Source organism: Picosynechococcus sp. PCC 7002, from assembly GCF_963860125.1.
Taxonomy (GTDB): Bacteria; Cyanobacteriota; Cyanobacteriia; order Cyanobacteriales; family MRBY01; genus MRBY01.
In genome coordinates, this window is sequence record NZ_CAWLFA010000001.1 from 1,644,190 (window position 1) to 1,659,605 (window position 15,416).

Annotated in this window: 20 protein-coding genes; 6 read left to right on the forward strand and 14 right to left on the reverse strand. The window is 49.1% G+C overall.

Annotated elements, in window-relative coordinates:
• Window positions 1-6 precede the first annotated feature (6 nt).
• The gene (locus AACQ84_RS07950) at window positions 7-870 is read left to right on the forward strand and encodes an NAD(P)-dependent oxidoreductase (protein WP_012307172.1); all 864 of its coding nucleotides are present in this window, start codon (window positions 7-9) and stop codon (window positions 868-870) included.
• Window positions 871-970: 100 nt separating this feature from the next.
• Here AACQ84_RS07950 and psbC read toward each other — a convergent pair whose 3' ends face one another.
• From psbC to queF, 5 genes are all read right to left on the reverse strand, one after another.
• Window positions 971-2,353, reverse strand: coding sequence for a photosystem II reaction center protein CP43 (gene psbC, locus AACQ84_RS07955; RefSeq protein ID WP_030008145.1), 1,383 nt, complete (start codon window positions 2,351-2,353; stop codon window positions 971-973).
• Window positions 2,337-3,395 (reverse strand): photosystem II D2 protein (photosystem q(a) protein), encoded by a 1,059-nt coding sequence (gene psbD / locus AACQ84_RS07960; RefSeq protein WP_012307174.1) that lies wholly within the window; start codon window positions 3,393-3,395, stop codon window positions 2,337-2,339. Before psbD ends, psbC begins: the two co-directional genes overlap by 17 nt.
• A 314-nt stretch (window positions 3,396-3,709) precedes the next feature.
• A complete protein-coding gene (gene cobU / locus AACQ84_RS07965) occupies window positions 3,710-4,267 on the reverse strand; it encodes a bifunctional adenosylcobinamide kinase/adenosylcobinamide-phosphate guanylyltransferase (RefSeq protein ID WP_012307175.1) in 558 nt (185 codons plus the stop codon).
• A 36-nt stretch (window positions 4,268-4,303) separates the two neighbouring features.
• Window positions 4,304-5,176: a prolipoprotein diacylglyceryl transferase gene (gene lgt / locus AACQ84_RS07970; protein ID WP_041443863.1), complete on the reverse strand. Its 873-nt coding sequence runs from the start codon at window positions 5,174-5,176 to the stop codon at window positions 4,304-4,306.
• On the reverse strand, window positions 5,176-5,577 hold the full coding sequence (gene queF / locus AACQ84_RS07975; RefSeq protein WP_012307177.1) for a preQ(1) synthase: 402 nt from the start codon (window positions 5,575-5,577) through the stop codon (window positions 5,176-5,178). Before queF ends, lgt begins: the two co-directional genes overlap by 1 nt.
• A 232-nt stretch (window positions 5,578-5,809) precedes the next feature.
• Between queF and AACQ84_RS07980 the strand changes: the two genes are divergently transcribed.
• Together AACQ84_RS07980 and AACQ84_RS07985 are read left to right on the forward strand one after the other, a co-directional pair.
• On the forward strand, window positions 5,810-6,064 hold the full coding sequence (locus AACQ84_RS07980; RefSeq protein ID WP_030007036.1) for a type II toxin-antitoxin system HicA family toxin: 255 nt from the start codon (window positions 5,810-5,812) through the stop codon (window positions 6,062-6,064).
• On the forward strand, window positions 6,061-6,408 hold the full coding sequence (locus AACQ84_RS07985; protein ID WP_012307178.1) for a type II toxin-antitoxin system HicB family antitoxin: 348 nt from the start codon (window positions 6,061-6,063) through the stop codon (window positions 6,406-6,408). The genes AACQ84_RS07980 and AACQ84_RS07985 overlap by 4 nt, the downstream gene beginning before the upstream one ends.
• A gap of 50 nt (window positions 6,409-6,458) precedes the next feature.
• Here the strand turns inward: AACQ84_RS07985 and gatC are convergent, their stop codons facing one another.
• Complete coding sequence (gene gatC, locus AACQ84_RS07990; RefSeq protein ID WP_012307179.1) at window positions 6,459-6,752, reverse strand: Asp-tRNA(Asn)/Glu-tRNA(Gln) amidotransferase subunit GatC; 294 nt, start codon at window positions 6,750-6,752, stop codon at window positions 6,459-6,461.
• A 52-nt stretch (window positions 6,753-6,804) separates the two neighbouring features.
• The gene (locus tag AACQ84_RS07995; protein WP_012307180.1) at window positions 6,805-7,326 is read right to left on the reverse strand and encodes a photosystem I assembly protein Ycf3; all 522 of its coding nucleotides are present in this window, start codon (window positions 7,324-7,326) and stop codon (window positions 6,805-6,807) included.
• Window positions 7,327-7,394: 68 nt separating this feature from the next.
• Between AACQ84_RS07995 and holA the strand changes: the two genes are divergently transcribed.
• On the forward strand, window positions 7,395-8,375 hold the full coding sequence (holA, locus tag AACQ84_RS08000; RefSeq protein WP_012307181.1) for a DNA polymerase III subunit delta: 981 nt from the start codon (window positions 7,395-7,397) through the stop codon (window positions 8,373-8,375).
• Window positions 8,376-8,495: 120 nt separating this feature from the next.
• Window positions 8,496-8,978, forward strand: coding sequence for a DUF4168 domain-containing protein (locus tag AACQ84_RS08005; protein ID WP_012307182.1), 483 nt, complete (start codon window positions 8,496-8,498; stop codon window positions 8,976-8,978).
• A gap of 135 nt (window positions 8,979-9,113) precedes the next feature.
• On the opposite strand, the gene AACQ84_RS08010 is transcribed toward AACQ84_RS08005, so the two are convergent.
• The 4 genes from AACQ84_RS08010 to thyD form a co-directional block, all read right to left on the reverse strand.
• Complete coding sequence (locus tag AACQ84_RS08010; RefSeq protein ID WP_012307183.1) at window positions 9,114-9,983, reverse strand: M48 family metallopeptidase; 870 nt, start codon at window positions 9,981-9,983, stop codon at window positions 9,114-9,116.
• Window positions 9,984-10,119: 136 nt separating this feature from the next.
• A complete protein-coding gene (locus AACQ84_RS08015) occupies window positions 10,120-10,353 on the reverse strand; it encodes a hypothetical protein (protein WP_223209913.1) in 234 nt (77 codons plus the stop codon).
• Window positions 10,354-10,627: 274 nt separating this feature from the next.
• Window positions 10,628-10,912 (reverse strand): DUF2470 domain-containing protein, encoded by a 285-nt coding sequence (locus AACQ84_RS08020; protein ID WP_012307185.1) that lies wholly within the window; start codon window positions 10,910-10,912, stop codon window positions 10,628-10,630.
• 88 nt (window positions 10,913-11,000) lie between these two features.
• Entirely contained in the window at window positions 11,001-11,924 is a 924-nt protein-coding gene (thyD, locus tag AACQ84_RS08025) for a thylakoid membrane protein ThyD (RefSeq protein WP_012307186.1), read from the reverse strand.
• Window positions 11,925-12,071: 147 nt separating this feature from the next.
• Between thyD and AACQ84_RS08030 the strand changes: the two genes are divergently transcribed.
• Window positions 12,072-12,572, forward strand: a complete 501-nt coding sequence (locus AACQ84_RS08030) for an HNH endonuclease (RefSeq protein WP_012307187.1) — start codon at window positions 12,072-12,074, stop codon at window positions 12,570-12,572.
• A gap of 11 nt (window positions 12,573-12,583) precedes the next feature.
• On the opposite strand, the gene AACQ84_RS08035 is transcribed toward AACQ84_RS08030, so the two are convergent.
• From AACQ84_RS08035 to AACQ84_RS08045, 3 genes are read right to left on the reverse strand one after another with little or no spacing between them, the layout of a single operon-like run.
• Window positions 12,584-13,846 (reverse strand): efflux RND transporter periplasmic adaptor subunit, encoded by a 1,263-nt coding sequence (locus AACQ84_RS08035; RefSeq protein ID WP_012307188.1) that lies wholly within the window; start codon window positions 13,844-13,846, stop codon window positions 12,584-12,586.
• A 57-nt stretch (window positions 13,847-13,903) separates the two neighbouring features.
• On the reverse strand, window positions 13,904-15,121 hold the full coding sequence (locus AACQ84_RS08040) for an AI-2E family transporter (protein WP_234991407.1): 1,218 nt from the start codon (window positions 15,119-15,121) through the stop codon (window positions 13,904-13,906).
• A 60-nt stretch (window positions 15,122-15,181) separates the two neighbouring features.
• A complete protein-coding gene (locus tag AACQ84_RS08045) occupies window positions 15,182-15,382 on the reverse strand; it encodes a hypothetical protein (RefSeq protein ID WP_041443504.1) in 201 nt (66 codons plus the stop codon).
• Between the last annotated feature and the right edge of the window lie 34 nt (window positions 15,383-15,416).

Consider the following 15,416-nt stretch of genomic DNA (forward strand, 5'->3'; position numbering starts at 1 on the left):
GAAACGATGACGAAAAAAATTGCATTTCTCGGTATGGGGGTCATGGGGGCACCAATGAGCCTCAGCCTCCAGAAAAAAGGTTATCAAGTCACTGTGTGGAACCGTTCCGCTGCCAGTCCCCACTTAGCTAGGGTCGCTGCCGCTGGTTTGTCTGTTGCGCCGGCGATCGCCACTGCGGTACAGGATGCAGATTACATTTTTAGTTGTGTGAGCGATGTCCCCGACGTGAAATCGGTTCTCTTAGGAGAAGAAGGGGTAATCCACGACGCAAAACCCAATGCCCTAATCATTGATTTCAGCACCATTGGAAAACCGGCGGCCCAGGAAATTGCCAAAACCCTCAAAACAAAAAATTTCCGGTTCCTCGATGCCCCCATCAGTGGCGGAGATGTTGGCGCAGAAAATGGCACCTTGACGATTATGGTCGGAGGCGATCGCCCGGATTTTGACGAGGTCAAACCATGCCTGGAAGCCATGGGAAAAAATATTTACTACTGCGGGGAGATAGGTAGTGGCCAGGCTGTGAAAATGTGCAACCAAGTCCTCTGTGCAATCCACATGGTGGCCCTCTGTGAAGCGATTCAGTTGGCTCAATCCCAAGGCCTTGACCCAGATTTAATGATCGAAGTTTGTCAGACTGGGGCGGCTGGTTCCTGGGCGATCGCCAACCTCGGTCACAAAATTACCGCCAGGGATTTTCGACCGGGCTTTATGGTCAAACACATCATCAAAGACCTCCGCCTAGTCAATGAAAGTCTCTCAGACTTGGAATTACCCGGTGTAACTTTAGCAACCCAAAAATTTAAAGACACCGCCCAGTTAGCTGATGCCCTCGAACAAGGCACCCAAGCCATGTTCCGCTCGTATTGATTCTTCTAAAGCTGGTATGCCCCAAGCAAAAAACTCCTACCCTAGGGCAGGAGTTTTTATTCATGAAACTCAGTAACTAAACTGACGCCTCAACAGATTCTTAGTCGAGTTCGTTCATGTTCAGTACGGGCTCAGTCTCACGGTCAATCCCTTTCTCGAAACCAGCCTCAGCCGCCCGTGCACGACCAGCATGCCACAGGTGACCAACGAGGAAGAAGAAGGAAAGAACAAAGTGAGAACCAGCCAACCACTGACGAAGGTTCACAAAGTTGAAGGAGTTAGGCTCCGTAATAATCCCACCAACAGAGTTAATGGAAGCATTAGGGGCGTGGGTCATGTATTCAGCCGCACGACGAAGCTGCCAAGGCTGAATGTCATTGCGGATTTTGTCGAGGTCAAGACCATTGGGGCCACGGAGGGGCTCCAACCAAGGACCACGGAAATCCCAGAAGCGCATGGTTTCACCACCGAGGATAATTTCACCGGTAGGAGAACGCATCAAGTACTTACCAAGACCAGTGGGACCTTGGGCAGAACCAACGTTCGCACCCATAGATTGGTCACGAGCCAAGAAGATCAAAGCCTGGGACTGGGACGCTTCAGCGTTAGTCGGGCCATAAAATTCACTGGGGTAAGCAGTATTGTTGAACCACACAAAGCAAGTCGCGATGAAGGCCATCAAAGACAGCGCACCGAGACTGTAGGAAAGATAAGCTTCACCAGACCAAACGAGCGCACGACGGGCCCAACCGAAAGGTTTGGTGAGAATGTGCCAGATACCACCAAAGATACAAATCAGACCCACATAGATGTGGCCACCGATAATATCTTCCATGTTGTTGACACCGATCATCCAGCCTTCGCCACCGAAGGGTGCTTTGAACAGATAACCAAAGATTACTGCCGGGTTCAAAGTTGGATTACTGATGATACGCACGTCGCCACCACCAGGGGCCCAGGTGTCGTACACACCACCAAAGAACATCGCTTTAAAGACAAGCAACAGCGCACCACAACCCAGGAGGATGAGGTGATAACCAATGATGTTGGTCATTTGGTTCTTGTCTTTCCAGTCATAACCAAAGAAGCTGGAATATTCTTCGAGGGTTTCAGGGCCACGGACAGCATGGTAGATACCACCCAGACCGAGAACCGCAGAAGAGATCAGGTGTAATACACCAACGACAAAGTAGGGGAAAGTATCAATAACTTCACCACCAGGGCCGACACCCCAACCAAGGGTTGCGAGGTGAGGCATCAGGATGAAACCCTGCTCGTGCATGGGCTTCTCTGCGACAAAGTGAGCGACTTCAAATAAAGTCATCGCACCAGTCCAGAATACGATAAGGCCAGCATGGGCAACGTGGGCACCCAAGAGCTTACCGGAGAGATTGATCAGGCGGGCATTACCAGCCCACCACGCAAAGCCGGTCGATTCGATATCACGACCACCGGAAATGGGCGCATTAGAGAGCGTTACCACGGGGTAATACCTCCTCAGGGAATACAAATTGTTCGTGAATTTGGTCTTGCGGTGCCATCCATGCACGCATACCTTCGTTCAACAGAATATTCTTCGTGTAGAACGTTTCAAATTCGGGGTCTTCCGCCGCGCGGATTTCCTGGGATACAAAGTCATAGGCACGCAGGTTTAATGCCAAACCCACAATCCCCACAGAACTCATCCACAACCCAGTCACCGGCACAAACAGCATGAAGAAGTGCAACCAACGCTTGTTGGAAAACGCAATCCCGAAAATCTGAGACCAGAAACGGTTCGCGGTCACCATCGAGTAGGTTTCTTCTGCCTGGGTCGGCTCAAAAGCGCGGAAGGTATTTGCTTGGTCACTGTCTTCAAACAGGGTGTTCTCTACCGTTGCCCCGTGGATCGCACAGAGCAGCGCTCCACCGAGAATCCCCGCAACACCCATCATGTGGAAGGGGTTGAGCGTCCAGTTGTGGAAACCTTGTAAGAACAGAATGAAACGGAAGATACCAGCGACACCAAAGCTGGGGGCAAAGAACCAGCTAGACTGACCCAAGGGGTACATCAGGAATACACTGACGAATACCGCGATGGGGCCAGAGAAGGCGATCGCATTGTAGGGGCGGATACCCACCAGACGGGCAATTTCAAACTGACGCAGCATGAAGCCGATCAGACCAAAAGCACCGTGGAGGGCAACAAAGCTCCAGAGTCCACCGAGTTGGCACCAACGGGCAAAGTTCCAGTTGGCTTCGGGGCCCCAGAGGAAAAGGAGGGAGTGACCGAGGCTGTCAGCAGGGCTGGATACAGCAACAGTCAGGAAGTTACACCCTTCGAGATAAGAAGAGGCTAATCCGTGGGTGTACCAAGAAGTAACGAAGGTGGTACCAGTCAACCAGCCACCGAGAGCCATGAAGGCGCAGGGGAACAGGAGGATACCGGACCAACCGACGAAGACAAATCGATCTCGCTTCAACCAGTCATCGAGGACATCAAACCAGCCTCGTTCCTGGGGCGCGCGTCCGACTGCAATAGTCATAGTTTTTAATTCCTCTTGTCTATATGAATGAACAAGGGTTGGATATTAAATGGCTTACGCTAGTTTCCTTGTTATGGATTCTCCCTGTCAAATGAGCAAAAGCCAATAGGTATAAATCCTATGGTCAGGGGAGTTTCCGAGAATCATGTAAGCGGGTCAACCTTATGAAATATAGGCTATTTCAGATGGTTAACGTTTCTTAAAATAACACATACTCCATAGGCATATAGCCTTCTGAAGGATTTCATAACCTGAGTGTAAACACTTTTCTTAATATCTAGCAGAGTTTTTGTTACAAAAAGATACAATTGACTTCAGCTGAGGGGCATTTTTACCGGAGGCAAGGGATGTCCTAGGGTTTTGATATCCAAGGCATGGCCACCCACCAATAAATAGACTTGATCGGAAACGAGGCCCACTTCGCGGATTAAACGGCCCAGGCGATCGCGAAATAAGCGTCCTAATGGGTAAGTGGGGACGAGGCCCCAACCCGTTTCTTCGGCGACGAGAATTAGCATCCGTGGGGAACTTTTAATCGCCTCCAAAAATGCTGTGGTGAGCTGGTACCAAGGAGCAGGCTCTGTTTCTAAATGATTGGCCACCCACAGACCGAGGGAATCTACAAGGATGCAGTGGTCTTCGGGGATACGTCGCATCGCTTCGGTTAGATGGACTGACTCACCCATAAATCCCCAATTTTTCGGGCGGCGATCGCGGTGGTGTTGGATCCGGGCCATCCATTCGGGATCGTCAGGATTTTCAGTGGCCGTCGCAATATAGGTGACGGGGCGTTGGGACTGGAGTGCAAGGTGTTCGGCCCATTCACTTTTGCCGGAGCGGACAGCGCCCGTAACGAGGATGGTTTGGCCCATGGATGATGTTGTCACTAGAGGAGCAATGGTAACGGTTTAAGTCTCGGAATTTTCTGGGATAGCTTCTGCCCCTCGCAATTCCCGCGGCGATCGCACATCGGGTAAGCGTCGTTTCAGGACATATAACCAGACTAATCCCAAAATACCGAGGGCCATTCCTGTCAAACTGACCAATTGGGCAACGCGAATCCCACCAAGCATCAAGCTGTCAGTGCGCAAGCCTTCGATCCAGACGCGACCAGCACTGTAGGCAATCCAGTAGGCAAGAAAAATTGTGCCTGTTTTGAGGCGATCGCCATGGCGCAAACCCCAGAAAAATAAATAGAGGAGTAATGCAAAAACCCCAAGATTCCAGACAGATTCATAGAGGAAAGTCGGGTGAAAATATTCATATTCCACAAGGTTTAAAGGGCGATTTTGGAGGGGAATATAAAGCTTCCAAGGTAAATCGGTTGGTGCCCCAAAGGCTTCCGAATTGAAAAAATTTCCCCAGCGACCAATGGCTTGCCCCAAAATCAAAGCAGGCGCAATTAAATCCCCCAGTTGCCAAAAAGACAGGCGATTCAAGCGACAAAAAATTAAGGCCGCAATTACACCGCCAAGGATCGCCCCGTGGATCGCGATACCCCCTTGCCAGATCGCAATAATATCCTGGGGACGATCGGCGTAGCTGCGCCATTGAAATAGCACATAATACAGTCGCGCGCAGGGAATCGCCCCAATAATTCCCCAAATGACGTAATCGGCTAGTAACTCCGGTTTAATCCCCCGTCGCTTTGCCAAAAATTGAGAGAGATTCACCCCGATCAACACGGCGATCGCGATTAAAAGACCATACCAACGGATTGCAAAATTACCCACCTCAAACAAAATGGGGCCAGGGGATTGGAACTGCCAAGCGAAGATCATCATGCTTGTTCTTTGGTGTGGGTAACTTCAATGACAGTATGCACATTACCACGGGGCTGGTAGTCTCCTTTGATCGTCATTTCGAGGGGATCACAGGCCGCGACCAGGTCATCGAGAATTTGATTAACTGCTTCTTCGTGGGAAATATAGCGATCGCGGTAACTGTTGATGTAAAGCTTGATCGCTTTTAACTCCACCACTTTCTGATCCGGTACATAGGTAATGTAAATCGTTGCGAAGTCCGGATAGCCAGAAAAAGGACATTTACAAGTGTATTCCGGCAGGGTGATGTTAATGGTATAGCGACGTCCGGGGCGGGGATTCGGGAAGGTAATCAGCTCACCGTTTTCAATTTCGCGCTCCCCGTACTTTAGGGACTGTGCTTCTGTGGTCTGGCCCATGGATAAAACCTTAATATTTTTTAAAGAAACCGTATTGTATTGTACAAATCTTTGCTGAAGTCTTGGGCCTCTAGGCAATTTCTTTGAAATCACTTAGCCAAGACCCCCAGTCAAAATAACCAGGCATATATTTTAACTGCGACACTCCTTACGATGAAATTACTGTTGTGCTATGTTCTGGCATCATATTTTGGTACTTTTTTGTAGTACCATCAAGGTGTTTGACTAAACAATGAAGCGTAAAAACAGTAAAACCCTAGCGCTTATTTTCCAAAGGCCCATCAGTGGCAACATTGCCTGGTCTGACATCGAAGCACTCTTTCTGGAACTAGGAGCAGACATTTCTGAGAGGAGTGGCTCACGAGTTGCGGTGATTCTCTTTGGTGAAGTGCGGGTTTTTCATCGACCTCACCCTTCCCCTACAACTGATAAAGGAGCCGTTGCCAGTATTCGGAAATGGTTAGAATCCCACGGAGTAAAGCCATGAACATGATGATTCTTGATGGTTATCGAGCAAAAATTGAATATGACCCAGAACTTGACTTATTTCGCGGTGAAATCTTGGGGTTAAATGGTGGCGCAGATTTCTATGGCAGCAATCCCGAAGAACTCCGCCAGGAATTTAAAAATTCCCTCGCAGTATTTCTCGAAGTTTGTAAAGAAAAAGGCATTAGCCCCATCAAAGAATATTCAGGACGCTTTAACCTACGAGTTTCACCAGAGCTACACCGTGAAATCGCAATTTTGACGGCCAGCAAAAATACCAGCATCAATAAGTGGATTACCGAAGTTCTGCAGGAAGCGGTGCAATCTACTGATTATGCCCAATAAAAATTCCCCCATCACCTGACAGGGGAATTGAGCAAAAACATAAATTTTAATTATTCGCTTTCGCCAAGGATCTTGGGGACTCGGAAATAATCATCTTCGCGGTCTGGGGCATTATCAAGTAAAAGTTGGCAATCGCCAAAGGTTTTTTGCTCATCGGTACGGGTGATATTACTCACATCAATCGCCCTAGTAGTCGGTTCTACATTGTCCGTGTCCAGTTCACTGAGTTGTTCGACATAGTCTAAAATCGCGCTGAGTTGGGAGGGTAGACGCTGTTCCTCTTCCGGCGTCAATTCCAAACGTGCTAAATGGGCAACCTTGCGAACCTGTTCAAGATCAATCATGTTTAAATTCTCAATGTGAATGCTTACTTTAAAGTTTCGATCACTAACTAATTTAGAAAAAGACGTCCATTTCCGAGCGACCGGTGGTTTTCAGCCAGTTTTGCGCTTCGATGTAGTTGTTCGGCGCGATGCGGATCGCCTGCTTCCAATATTCTGCGGCCTTATCAAAGAGCGCTTCTGATTCGTCTTCATTGCCAGATTGCTTTGCTTTTTCGCCTTGGTAGTGATAGACCACAGCAATGTTATTTAGAGCCTGGGGCATCCGGGGATTGAGATCAATGGCTTCGTGGTAGAGTTCTAAAGCTTTGTGGTGATCGCCGTTGCTGGCGTAGATCAGGCCCATATTGTAGAGGATATAGCTACGATCATTGGGGTCATCTTCGAGTCTTAGGGCTTCTTCGTAGTTTTCGAGGGCTTCGGAATATTCCCCATCGGCTTGGGCCGACATCCCATCGCGATAATAGGCAAAGGCTTCTTTGGAACGGTTATTGGTGGGCAGAATTTTGAGGATGATATCGGCCATCACCGTAAAGCTTTTGTCGATGAAATTATCGTTGCGCTGTGTTCTGGGCATAATGGTTACGTTGCGAGGGATGCTCTATTTACTTTACCTTGATTTGTTTGTGATTTTAGCGGATTGCGATGGCGGTGTATTTTTTCTGGGGAGAGGATGATTTTGCGATCGCCCAAGCGGTGGATCAGATTAAGCAATCGGTTTTAGATCCAGCTTGGCTATCGTTTAATTTTCAGACCTACGACGGCAGTAAAGAGGAAAGTATTATTGATGCGCTGGATGAGGTGATGACGCCGCCCTTTGGCATGGGAGGACGGTTAATTTGGCTGAATGAAGCGACGTTGTGCCAATCTTGCTCGGATAGTCTTTTGCAGGAATTGCACCGGACATTACCCGTGATTCCCGAAAGTTCACACCTGTTAATGACGAGCCGTAAAAAACCAGATAAGCGGCTAAAATCGACAAAATTTATCCAGGAACACGCGAAAGTATGGGAGTTTTCGCCGATTCCCCCGTGGCAGACGGAAGCCCTAGCAGATCGCGTTAAAGCAACAGCGCGGGAATTGGGGGTGAATTTAGATCGACCAGCAACGGAATTGCTCGGTGAAGCGGTGGGCAATGATACGCGACGGCTCTGGAATGAGTTAGAAAAGCTCAAAATTTATCAGGGGAGCCGGACGCAACCGTTAACAAAAGTAGAAATTCAGCAACTGGTGGCAGCAACGAACCAAAATAGTTTGCAACTCTGTGAGGCGATCCGGGAAGGCAATGGTGGTTTAGCGATTCAATTGGTGGGGGAACTGTTGGCGCAAAATGAGCCTGCCCTGCGGATTGTGGCGACGTTGATCGGTCAATTCCGGATGTGGACAATTATTAAGGTAATGATCGAAGCTGGGGAACGGGACGATCAGGCGATCGCCAAACTAGCAGATCTCAAGAATCCCAAACGATTATATTTTCTGAAAAAAGAAATTTCCCGGTTGCGGGGTCAGCAACTGCTAAAAACCCTACCGATTTTGTTAGAACTCGAAGCCGGACTGAAACAAGGGGCGATCGCCGAGGAAATTCTCCCGACTAAAATTCTCGAACTCTGTCAGCATTTCCGCTAAACCCTTGCAACCATGGCAGAAAAAAGTTGCCCCCTGGAACTTCCCTCCCTAAAACCTATTCTTTAATATTAAATACGTTTAAAATTTGCCATCGCTGATTTTTATTCCCCATCGGTCATTATGCTTTTACCCCGTCGCTTCCAAGATTATTTGCTGGGCAGTTGCCTTACCCTCAGCGCCCTGGGCTTGGGGCTAGCGCCCCAATTAACCCTCAAACCGGAAATTCTTGGCTGGCAAAATCAGGCGATCGCCCAACAACCGAGCACCGCAGACATTAATCGCTATGCCGAAGCCTATCTGGCGATCTACGGCAATAACAGCATGGATAATCTCTTGTTGGAAGTCGAAAATCTCATTGGCCGCAAACCGGACTGGGAAATTCGCTGCGATCAGCCCCAGAGTATTAACCGTCTCAATAACCGTGCCGCCATTGGGAAAGTGCGTAACTACTGCAACAATGTTTTGCCCAACCTCATTGACGACATTATGCCCCGCAGCACCTTTAATCGCATTAGTAATCAGTTGCCCAATAATCCGACTCTCCAGGAACAAATTCAAGACGCCATGTTCGATATTCTCAAACAAAAACAAGGCGGCCGTTAACTAACTCGTCCGCATATATCGAACAAAATTCCCTTCCCCCAGCACCATGGGGGATTTTTTTGCCCATAGGTACAACACACAAAAGGCGATCGCCAAGGAAAGCGATCGCCTAAAAACTGAGTTAAAACCAACCATTTAGAGCAGGGGCGACAGACGACTCCGATAACGTTGCTGATTTAACCCCTCCGCATAGAGCGAACCTTGGGGATTCCCCGAATAACGGGCGGCTTTATTTTGGAGTCGCACAATTCGATCATTGGTGGCTGGGTGGGTACTCAAAAATTCAGGGGGACGACCACCACCACTGTTGGCTGCCATCAACTTTTTCATAAATGAAGCCATCGCCTCTGGGGCATAGCCGACCCGGGTCAACATATTAAACCCAAGATCATCCGCTTCCGTTTCGTCACTGCGACTGTTGGGATAATCAACGGCGATCGCCACCCCCAATTGGACAATCTGATTACTATCCAAGCCCGTCGCCGCCAAAATCCCCTGGTTCCGGGCCTGCATTCTCATCTGTTCTAGGGAATGTTTCGCCGCAATGTGACCAATTTCATGGCCAATCACACTAGCAAGCTCTGCCTCATTAGCGGCGGTTTTAATTAGCCCTGTGTTGATGTAGTTGTAGCCTCCCATGGTGGCAAAGGCATTCACGCTGTCATCTTCGACGACAAAGAATTTGTAATTTAAATTTGGGCGTGTGCTTTGGCGCGCTAAACGTTGGCCAATTTCGTTGATGTAGCTCACAACCCGCTGGTTTTGATAGAGTTTAACCTGGCCGGAACGGGTCAGTTCATTGTGAATTTGTTGACCAAAGTCCTGTTCCTGGGCATCCGAGAGATTGGAAATTTGATAACTCTGCACCCCCCAGATTAAAACGCCCCGCAAAAGATTTTCAAAAAAACCCGCCTGGCTAACGGTGGGTGTCGCAAGGTTGACGCTGATCGCGACAATGCAGGCTAATAGGCCATACATCCAGCGGTTTTTTCGACGATGCAACATGATGCTTGTGTTCCTGTGGCTGTTTTGAGTAGGGAAGGTAGATTGGCTAACAAACCGAAGGCTTGTTCTTTTCTATAGTAACCAATCGCAATTTTCCGTTATGTTCTCAGACGGTCGGCCCCAGGACTTTAGTTCCTTAATTCATGTTTTGGTAATAGTAAAAGTTAAAGGTTTCAAACATACCGCCGACAAAACCACAGGCAATCGCAATGACTAAGACCCCTTCCCAAATGCGCCCATTGCCAAAAACTTTTAGCACATTCCCAAAGGCATCCGTTAACAATTCAACAGTTACCCCAGGGAAAATCCCCACCGCCGCACAGAGGGTCAAAAGTAAACCGCAAACCACCATCGGTGCCAAAAAGCTCATCGTAACGGTGATACACAGTGAAGGAAAAAATCTAGGGGTCGCTTTCATAAGTCAGGAGATCCTTAGGCACAAGCACTCGTTTTCTTTAGGATATGGCGCGTTGAGCTGACTTTAGAGTAGCCAATTAAACGGAATGCATACTATAAAGGACATGATTCTTAAATTTTTATAAAATTTTGAGATATGCTAGGCCGCCAAAAAGCCGCCCATCCCCACAGAACGCCTAGGATAGACGGCTTTAGACAAATTATGGTGTAAGTTGCTGGGAGTTTGTTTAGGTGGGATTGCCTTGGGCTGCTTGCATCATTTCCACTAACACAGTGTGGGCCTCCTTAGCATTGGCTAAAGTTTTTGGAAAAGGGATGCGTACCGCTTCTGTGCCGGTGGTGTCGGTCACTTCAAGGGCCATCCCCGTTTCATCCAGGGACAACATTTTTGCGGCTTCTGCGCGATGACACTGGCCAAAATGTTTCGCGTACAGGAGAACCGCGTCGCCATGGTCTTTGTTCATGTGGTTACAAATGCGATCGCTCACGGCGGAGGTAATAATTTCAGACATGGTTTGTAAAAAAATACGATAAATCTTTATCAAAATAATAGGCTGCTGACTCTCACAAGTCTGGCTAAACCATTCGGCTGTCGGGGAATTAACTAGCCAGTAAATCAACCAGGGCAGCTTTGAGATCCGGAAATTTAAACTGGAAGCCAGCCTCTTCGGTTCGTTTGGGTAGCACTTTTTGCCCTTCTAATACGACTTTCGCACCATCGCTGAGGAGTAATTCTAAAACAAAGCCCGGTACTGGGAGCCAAGCAGGACGTTTCATTACAGATCCTAGGGTCTGGGCGAGGGTTTCCATGGTGACTGGATTGGGGGCAGTGCCGTTGTAGGTGCCTTGCCAATCGGCTTGGGTAAGGGCCATTTCAATCAAGCTAACGAGATCATCGCGGTGAATCCAAGAAACCCATTGTTTACCTGTGCCGAGGGGGCCGCCGACAAAGGTATTAAAAGCGAGAATCATCTTGGCGAGGGCTCCTCCTTCTTTGGCGAGGACAATCCCAAACCGGAGAATGACGGTACGAGTGCCGTGGTTTTGGGCTTCTAGGGCCGCAGTTTCCCATGCTTGACAAACGTCTGCGAGAAAGTCGTTACCGGGAGGGCTTGTTTCAGTGTAGATGGCGGTTTCACTGGTGCCGTAATAGCCGACGGCGGAGGGATTAATGAGTACCTGGGGTTTTTGATTGGCTTTGGCGATCGCCTCGACGATCTTTTCTGTCCCCCCCTGGCGACTATGGTGAATTTCCTGCTTATAGCTTGGTGTCCACCGTTGTTCCGCAATGGGAGCCCCAGCCAGATTCACCACCGCATCACAGCCAGAGATACAGTCCTGCCAGGGGCCTGACTCCGTGGGGGTATAGGCCACAATCTTGAGCTTTGGATAGACAGAAGCCGGAAAGATGCCTTGGGCTTTGGCCTCACTGCGGGTCAAGACTAAAAGCTCATGGGCAGGGTACAAACGCTCAACCGAACGTTGCCCCACAAGACCTGTTGCACCGGTAATCGCAATTTTCATTGAAAAAAGTTTAAATCATCAAGGATATACACAAATTGTGGCGTAATGGCCCCAGTGGCGACAACGCCCCCTGTCTTTGAGAGCTGTGCTAGCATAGGCGGAAATATTGAGTCTAGCGTCTTTTTTTACAAAGATTACGGGGAGAATATGGCCAAGGTATTGGTGCTAAATGCCTCTTATGAGCCGCTCAACATTACCAGTTGGCGTCGGGCAGTGGTGCTGTTGCTCAAAGACAAGGCCGAAAGCCTAGAACACAATGGCCGCGTCATTTACCAGAATTTTCCTCTCCCCACTGTCATTCGCCTGCGTCACTATATTAAAGTGCCCTACCGCGAGATTCCCCTCACTCGCAAAAATATTCTGGAACGCGATCGCCACACCTGCCAATATTGCCGTAAGCGTGGCGAGCAACTGACCCTCGACCACATTATTCCGCGATCGCGGGGCGGCGTAGACAGTTGGGAAAACCTCGTCACTGCCTGTATGCGTTGCAATGTTCGTAAGGGCAATCGCACCCCCAAAGAAGCGGAAATGGAGTTACTGATCCAGCCGCGCAAACCCCACAGTAGCCTTTATTTCGAGCTTTTGAAATACACCCGGGATGATCTCAACCACGAATGGCGCAAATATGTGATCGGCATTAACTAAATCCCCACGCTTTACTGGAAGACTTCTTCGGTTTGGGGGAAGACAGGGGTGCCGTCAGTCAAATTGAGAATGCCCGTGGTAATCACCTGTTCCCCGGTGGTTAATCCTTCTAACACTTGATAGCGATCGCCTTCAATGGCGCCTAACGTGACGGATTTTTGGACGGCAATCAGGGGGGGATCGTTTTCCCCTTGGGCGTCGGGATTGGGGGCAGTGACAAAGACAAAAGTTTCTGCGCCAATGCGGGATACAGCCGTGACAGGCACCGAAACCCCGGTTTGCTGACTCAGAATCAGTTTGGCCTTGACCAGTTGCCCTGTGAAAAGGCGATTGTCAGGATTATCGAAGCTGGCCTTCGCCAAGATGGTTTGGGAGGTAAAGTCTACTTCTGGGGAAATAAAACTTACTTGACCCCGACCCACGGTTTCGAGGGTGCGGTAGTCGATCAGCTCGACGGGGAGGGAGAGACGCAGATCGGGGGCCTGCTCGATGGGCACAAAAAAGTTAAGACTTAGGCGTGTATTTTGGGCAATGGTGGCAATGGTGGCTCCCTGTTCGAGGTAGTCTCCTTGTTGCACGGTTAAGTCGCCGATGGTGCCCGCAACGGGGGCTGTCACTTGGGTTTCCCGGAGATCTTCATTGGCGATCGCCACCGTATTGCTTGATTGGCGGAGGGTGGCTTTGGCTTGATTTACACTTGCTTGGGCAGCCTTGATCCGTTGATTGATGGTATTTAGCCGCGCCTTGGCCACCTCTAGATCCCGTTGGCTCTGGTCGAGATCCCGCTGGGGTAAAGCCCCGGTATCCACTAGGCTTTTAATCCGTTGGAGATCCTGTTCCCGGAGTTTTAAGTCGGCTTGGGTCTCTAGTTTTTCCGCATTGACAGCACTGAGTTGGGCTTCGGCATTTGCTTGGGCGGCCCGGGCTGCTTCTACCCCAGCGATCGCCTGTTGCAAAGAAGCCTGACTGCGTTCTGACTTGAGGGTCAAAATGGGCGTTCCTGCCGTGACAGTATCCCCCTCTTGGATTTGAATGGCTTGAATAATACCGTCTACTTCTGGCTTGAGGGTCACGAGATTATCCGCTTCTAAAACCCCCACGTATTCAGTGGTAGTGGCGAGCAGATCTGAATCTAAGGTTTCAAATTTTACCGGTACTCCCTGGGGAGTTTGGGCTTGGGGCGGTGGCCCACCACAACCACTAAGGCTCACGGCACAGCTGACAACTAGACCTAAGACCACTGGCGATCGCCAATCACTCCGGGACGCACCCATACATCAATTCCTCAACCAGAATAAAATCACTCCTAACAAGGGTACACAAAGTTTCCCTTAACTGGGGGACTCCGGCGGATGATCCGTCGGCAATTCAGGCGTTTTTGCTTCCGGTTCTGGCGCCACGGATTGGCTAGTTTCAATACCCACAATTCCGGAGACCATCGCCAGCACTTGGCCTTCTTCCCTCGCCTGCCAAGGATCCAAAATATCTTTAACTAATACTTCCCGAACGATTACTTGGCCGATAACCGCCAGGGGTAACGCCAAAAACAGCCCAAAAAAACCCAACTGCAATGTCACAGCAAACAAAACCTGGGCCAAAAGCGTGACGGCAGGGAGCAGGGATACTTGCCGGGCCATCACCCAGGGGGTCAAAACATTACCCTCTACTTGCTGAATCAAAAAATACAAGATCAAGACGGCCCAAATTTTCCAAGGGGCTTCTAACAAAGCAATAAGGATCGGAGGAATTACGCTCAAAGCTGGACCAATGTTAGGAATAAAAGTGAGCAAACCTGCCAAAATCGCCTGGGGTAAGGCCAATGACAATCCCAAAGTCAAAAGGCCCACATAACTCAACACACCAATACACAACATATTGAACATAATGCCCGATACCCAGCCCTTGAGGTCAGCGTCGCAGAGGGTGAGGATTTCGTCTGCTCGTCGGCGATAAAAAGAAGGAAACAACCGAATAAATCCCTGGCGATAGGGTTGGGGATCTGCCAGAAACATCAAGGTTAAAACCGTGAGTAGTAAGACATTTAAAAGCACCTTGAGGGAGTCAGAAAAGAGGCTCCAGCCGCGATTGAGCAGTTCATTGAGCAGGGTGGAGATTTGGGGAATTATCTCATCAAGATTTGGCAACTGTTCACTAATCGGCAAGCCAAAGTTTTCTTCAATTTTGAGAATTTGTGAATCTAACCACTCATCAATTTCATAGAAGCCCGTATTAAGCTTGCTAAACAAAATCTGAAACTGACCAATAAAGGGTGGAATGACAATGGTTAAAGCGAGCCACAGGATCAACGCCACGATAAACAGGGCGGTAAATACCGCAAAAGAACGCCCCATTCGCAGGAGTGGTTGGTTGAAACGGTCCGCGAGGCGATCGCCCCAGGTTTGCAGCTTGACTACCAGCACATTGAGAGCATTAGCTAGGATCACCGCCGTGAGTAACAACAGTAAAAACGCTTTAATTTGCCAGAGAATGTAAAGGGAACTTAGAAGAACAATGAAGCCGCTCCATTTCCGAAAATCCACGTTACTCACACGCCTCAAGTTAGTGCTGTTGTTTTGATTATGTCTTAGTTTTGGCTAACCCTTGCCCTTTTAGGAAGTCTGGGACATACTCCGCCACCACAATAGCCCTGCCATCACAATTGCCGGGAGTAAGATTGCCGCCAAAGCAGCACCATTAGATGGGGCGATCGCCCCCAAGCCAAAACCATAGGGCAAACCATACTTGATTAACGCCGCTCCCACCGCCGAAATCACCAACACCTTAACTAAAGAAGAAAGCTGTGCACCCATCGAAATTATTGTCCTTTGATGTTATCGCCAATGG

Excerpts from the sequence above, each read along its gene's own strand:
- AACQ84_RS08015 (WP_223209913.1), bottom strand. The coding sequence starts at position 10,353 with ATGAGCTTTTTGGCACCGATGGTGGTTTGCGGTTTACTTTTGACCCTC.
- AACQ84_RS07985 (WP_012307178.1), top strand. The coding sequence starts at position 6,061 with ATGAACATGATGATTCTTGATGGTTATCGAGCAAAAATTGAATATGAC.
- AACQ84_RS08010 (WP_012307183.1), bottom strand. The coding sequence starts at position 9,983 with ATGTTGCATCGTCGAAAAAACCGCTGGATGTATGGCCTATTAGCCTGC.
- psbD (WP_012307174.1), bottom strand. The coding sequence starts at position 3,395 with ATGACTATTGCAGTCGGACGCGCGCCCCAGGAACGAGGCTGGTTTGAT.
- AACQ84_RS08020 (WP_012307185.1), bottom strand. The coding sequence starts at position 10,912 with ATGTCTGAAATTATTACCTCCGCCGTGAGCGATCGCATTTGTAACCAC.
- AACQ84_RS07980 (WP_030007036.1), top strand. The coding sequence starts at position 5,810 with ATGAAGCGTAAAAACAGTAAAACCCTAGCGCTTATTTTCCAAAGGCCC.
- AACQ84_RS08035 (WP_012307188.1), bottom strand. The coding sequence starts at position 13,846 with ATGGGTGCGTCCCGGAGTGATTGGCGATCGCCAGTGGTCTTAGGTCTA.
- AACQ84_RS08005 (WP_012307182.1), top strand. The coding sequence starts at position 8,496 with ATGCTTTTACCCCGTCGCTTCCAAGATTATTTGCTGGGCAGTTGCCTT.
- thyD (WP_012307186.1), bottom strand. The coding sequence starts at position 11,924 with ATGAAAATTGCGATTACCGGTGCAACAGGTCTTGTGGGGCAACGTTCG.
- cobU (WP_012307175.1), bottom strand. The coding sequence starts at position 4,267 with ATGGGCCAAACCATCCTCGTTACGGGCGCTGTCCGCTCCGGCAAAAGT.
- lgt (WP_041443863.1), bottom strand. The coding sequence starts at position 5,176 with ATGATCTTCGCTTGGCAGTTCCAATCCCCTGGCCCCATTTTGTTTGAG.
- AACQ84_RS08045 (WP_041443504.1), bottom strand. The coding sequence starts at position 15,382 with ATGGGTGCACAGCTTTCTTCTTTAGTTAAGGTGTTGGTGATTTCGGCG.
- AACQ84_RS08030 (WP_012307187.1), top strand. The coding sequence starts at position 12,072 with ATGGCCAAGGTATTGGTGCTAAATGCCTCTTATGAGCCGCTCAACATT.
- holA (WP_012307181.1), top strand. The coding sequence starts at position 7,395 with ATGGCGGTGTATTTTTTCTGGGGAGAGGATGATTTTGCGATCGCCCAA.
- AACQ84_RS07950 (WP_012307172.1), top strand. The coding sequence starts at position 7 with ATGACGAAAAAAATTGCATTTCTCGGTATGGGGGTCATGGGGGCACCA.
- gatC (WP_012307179.1), bottom strand. The coding sequence starts at position 6,752 with ATGATTGATCTTGAACAGGTTCGCAAGGTTGCCCATTTAGCACGTTTG.
- AACQ84_RS07995 (WP_012307180.1), bottom strand. The coding sequence starts at position 7,326 with ATGCCCAGAACACAGCGCAACGATAATTTCATCGACAAAAGCTTTACG.
- queF (WP_012307177.1), bottom strand. The coding sequence starts at position 5,577 with ATGGGCCAGACCACAGAAGCACAGTCCCTAAAGTACGGGGAGCGCGAA.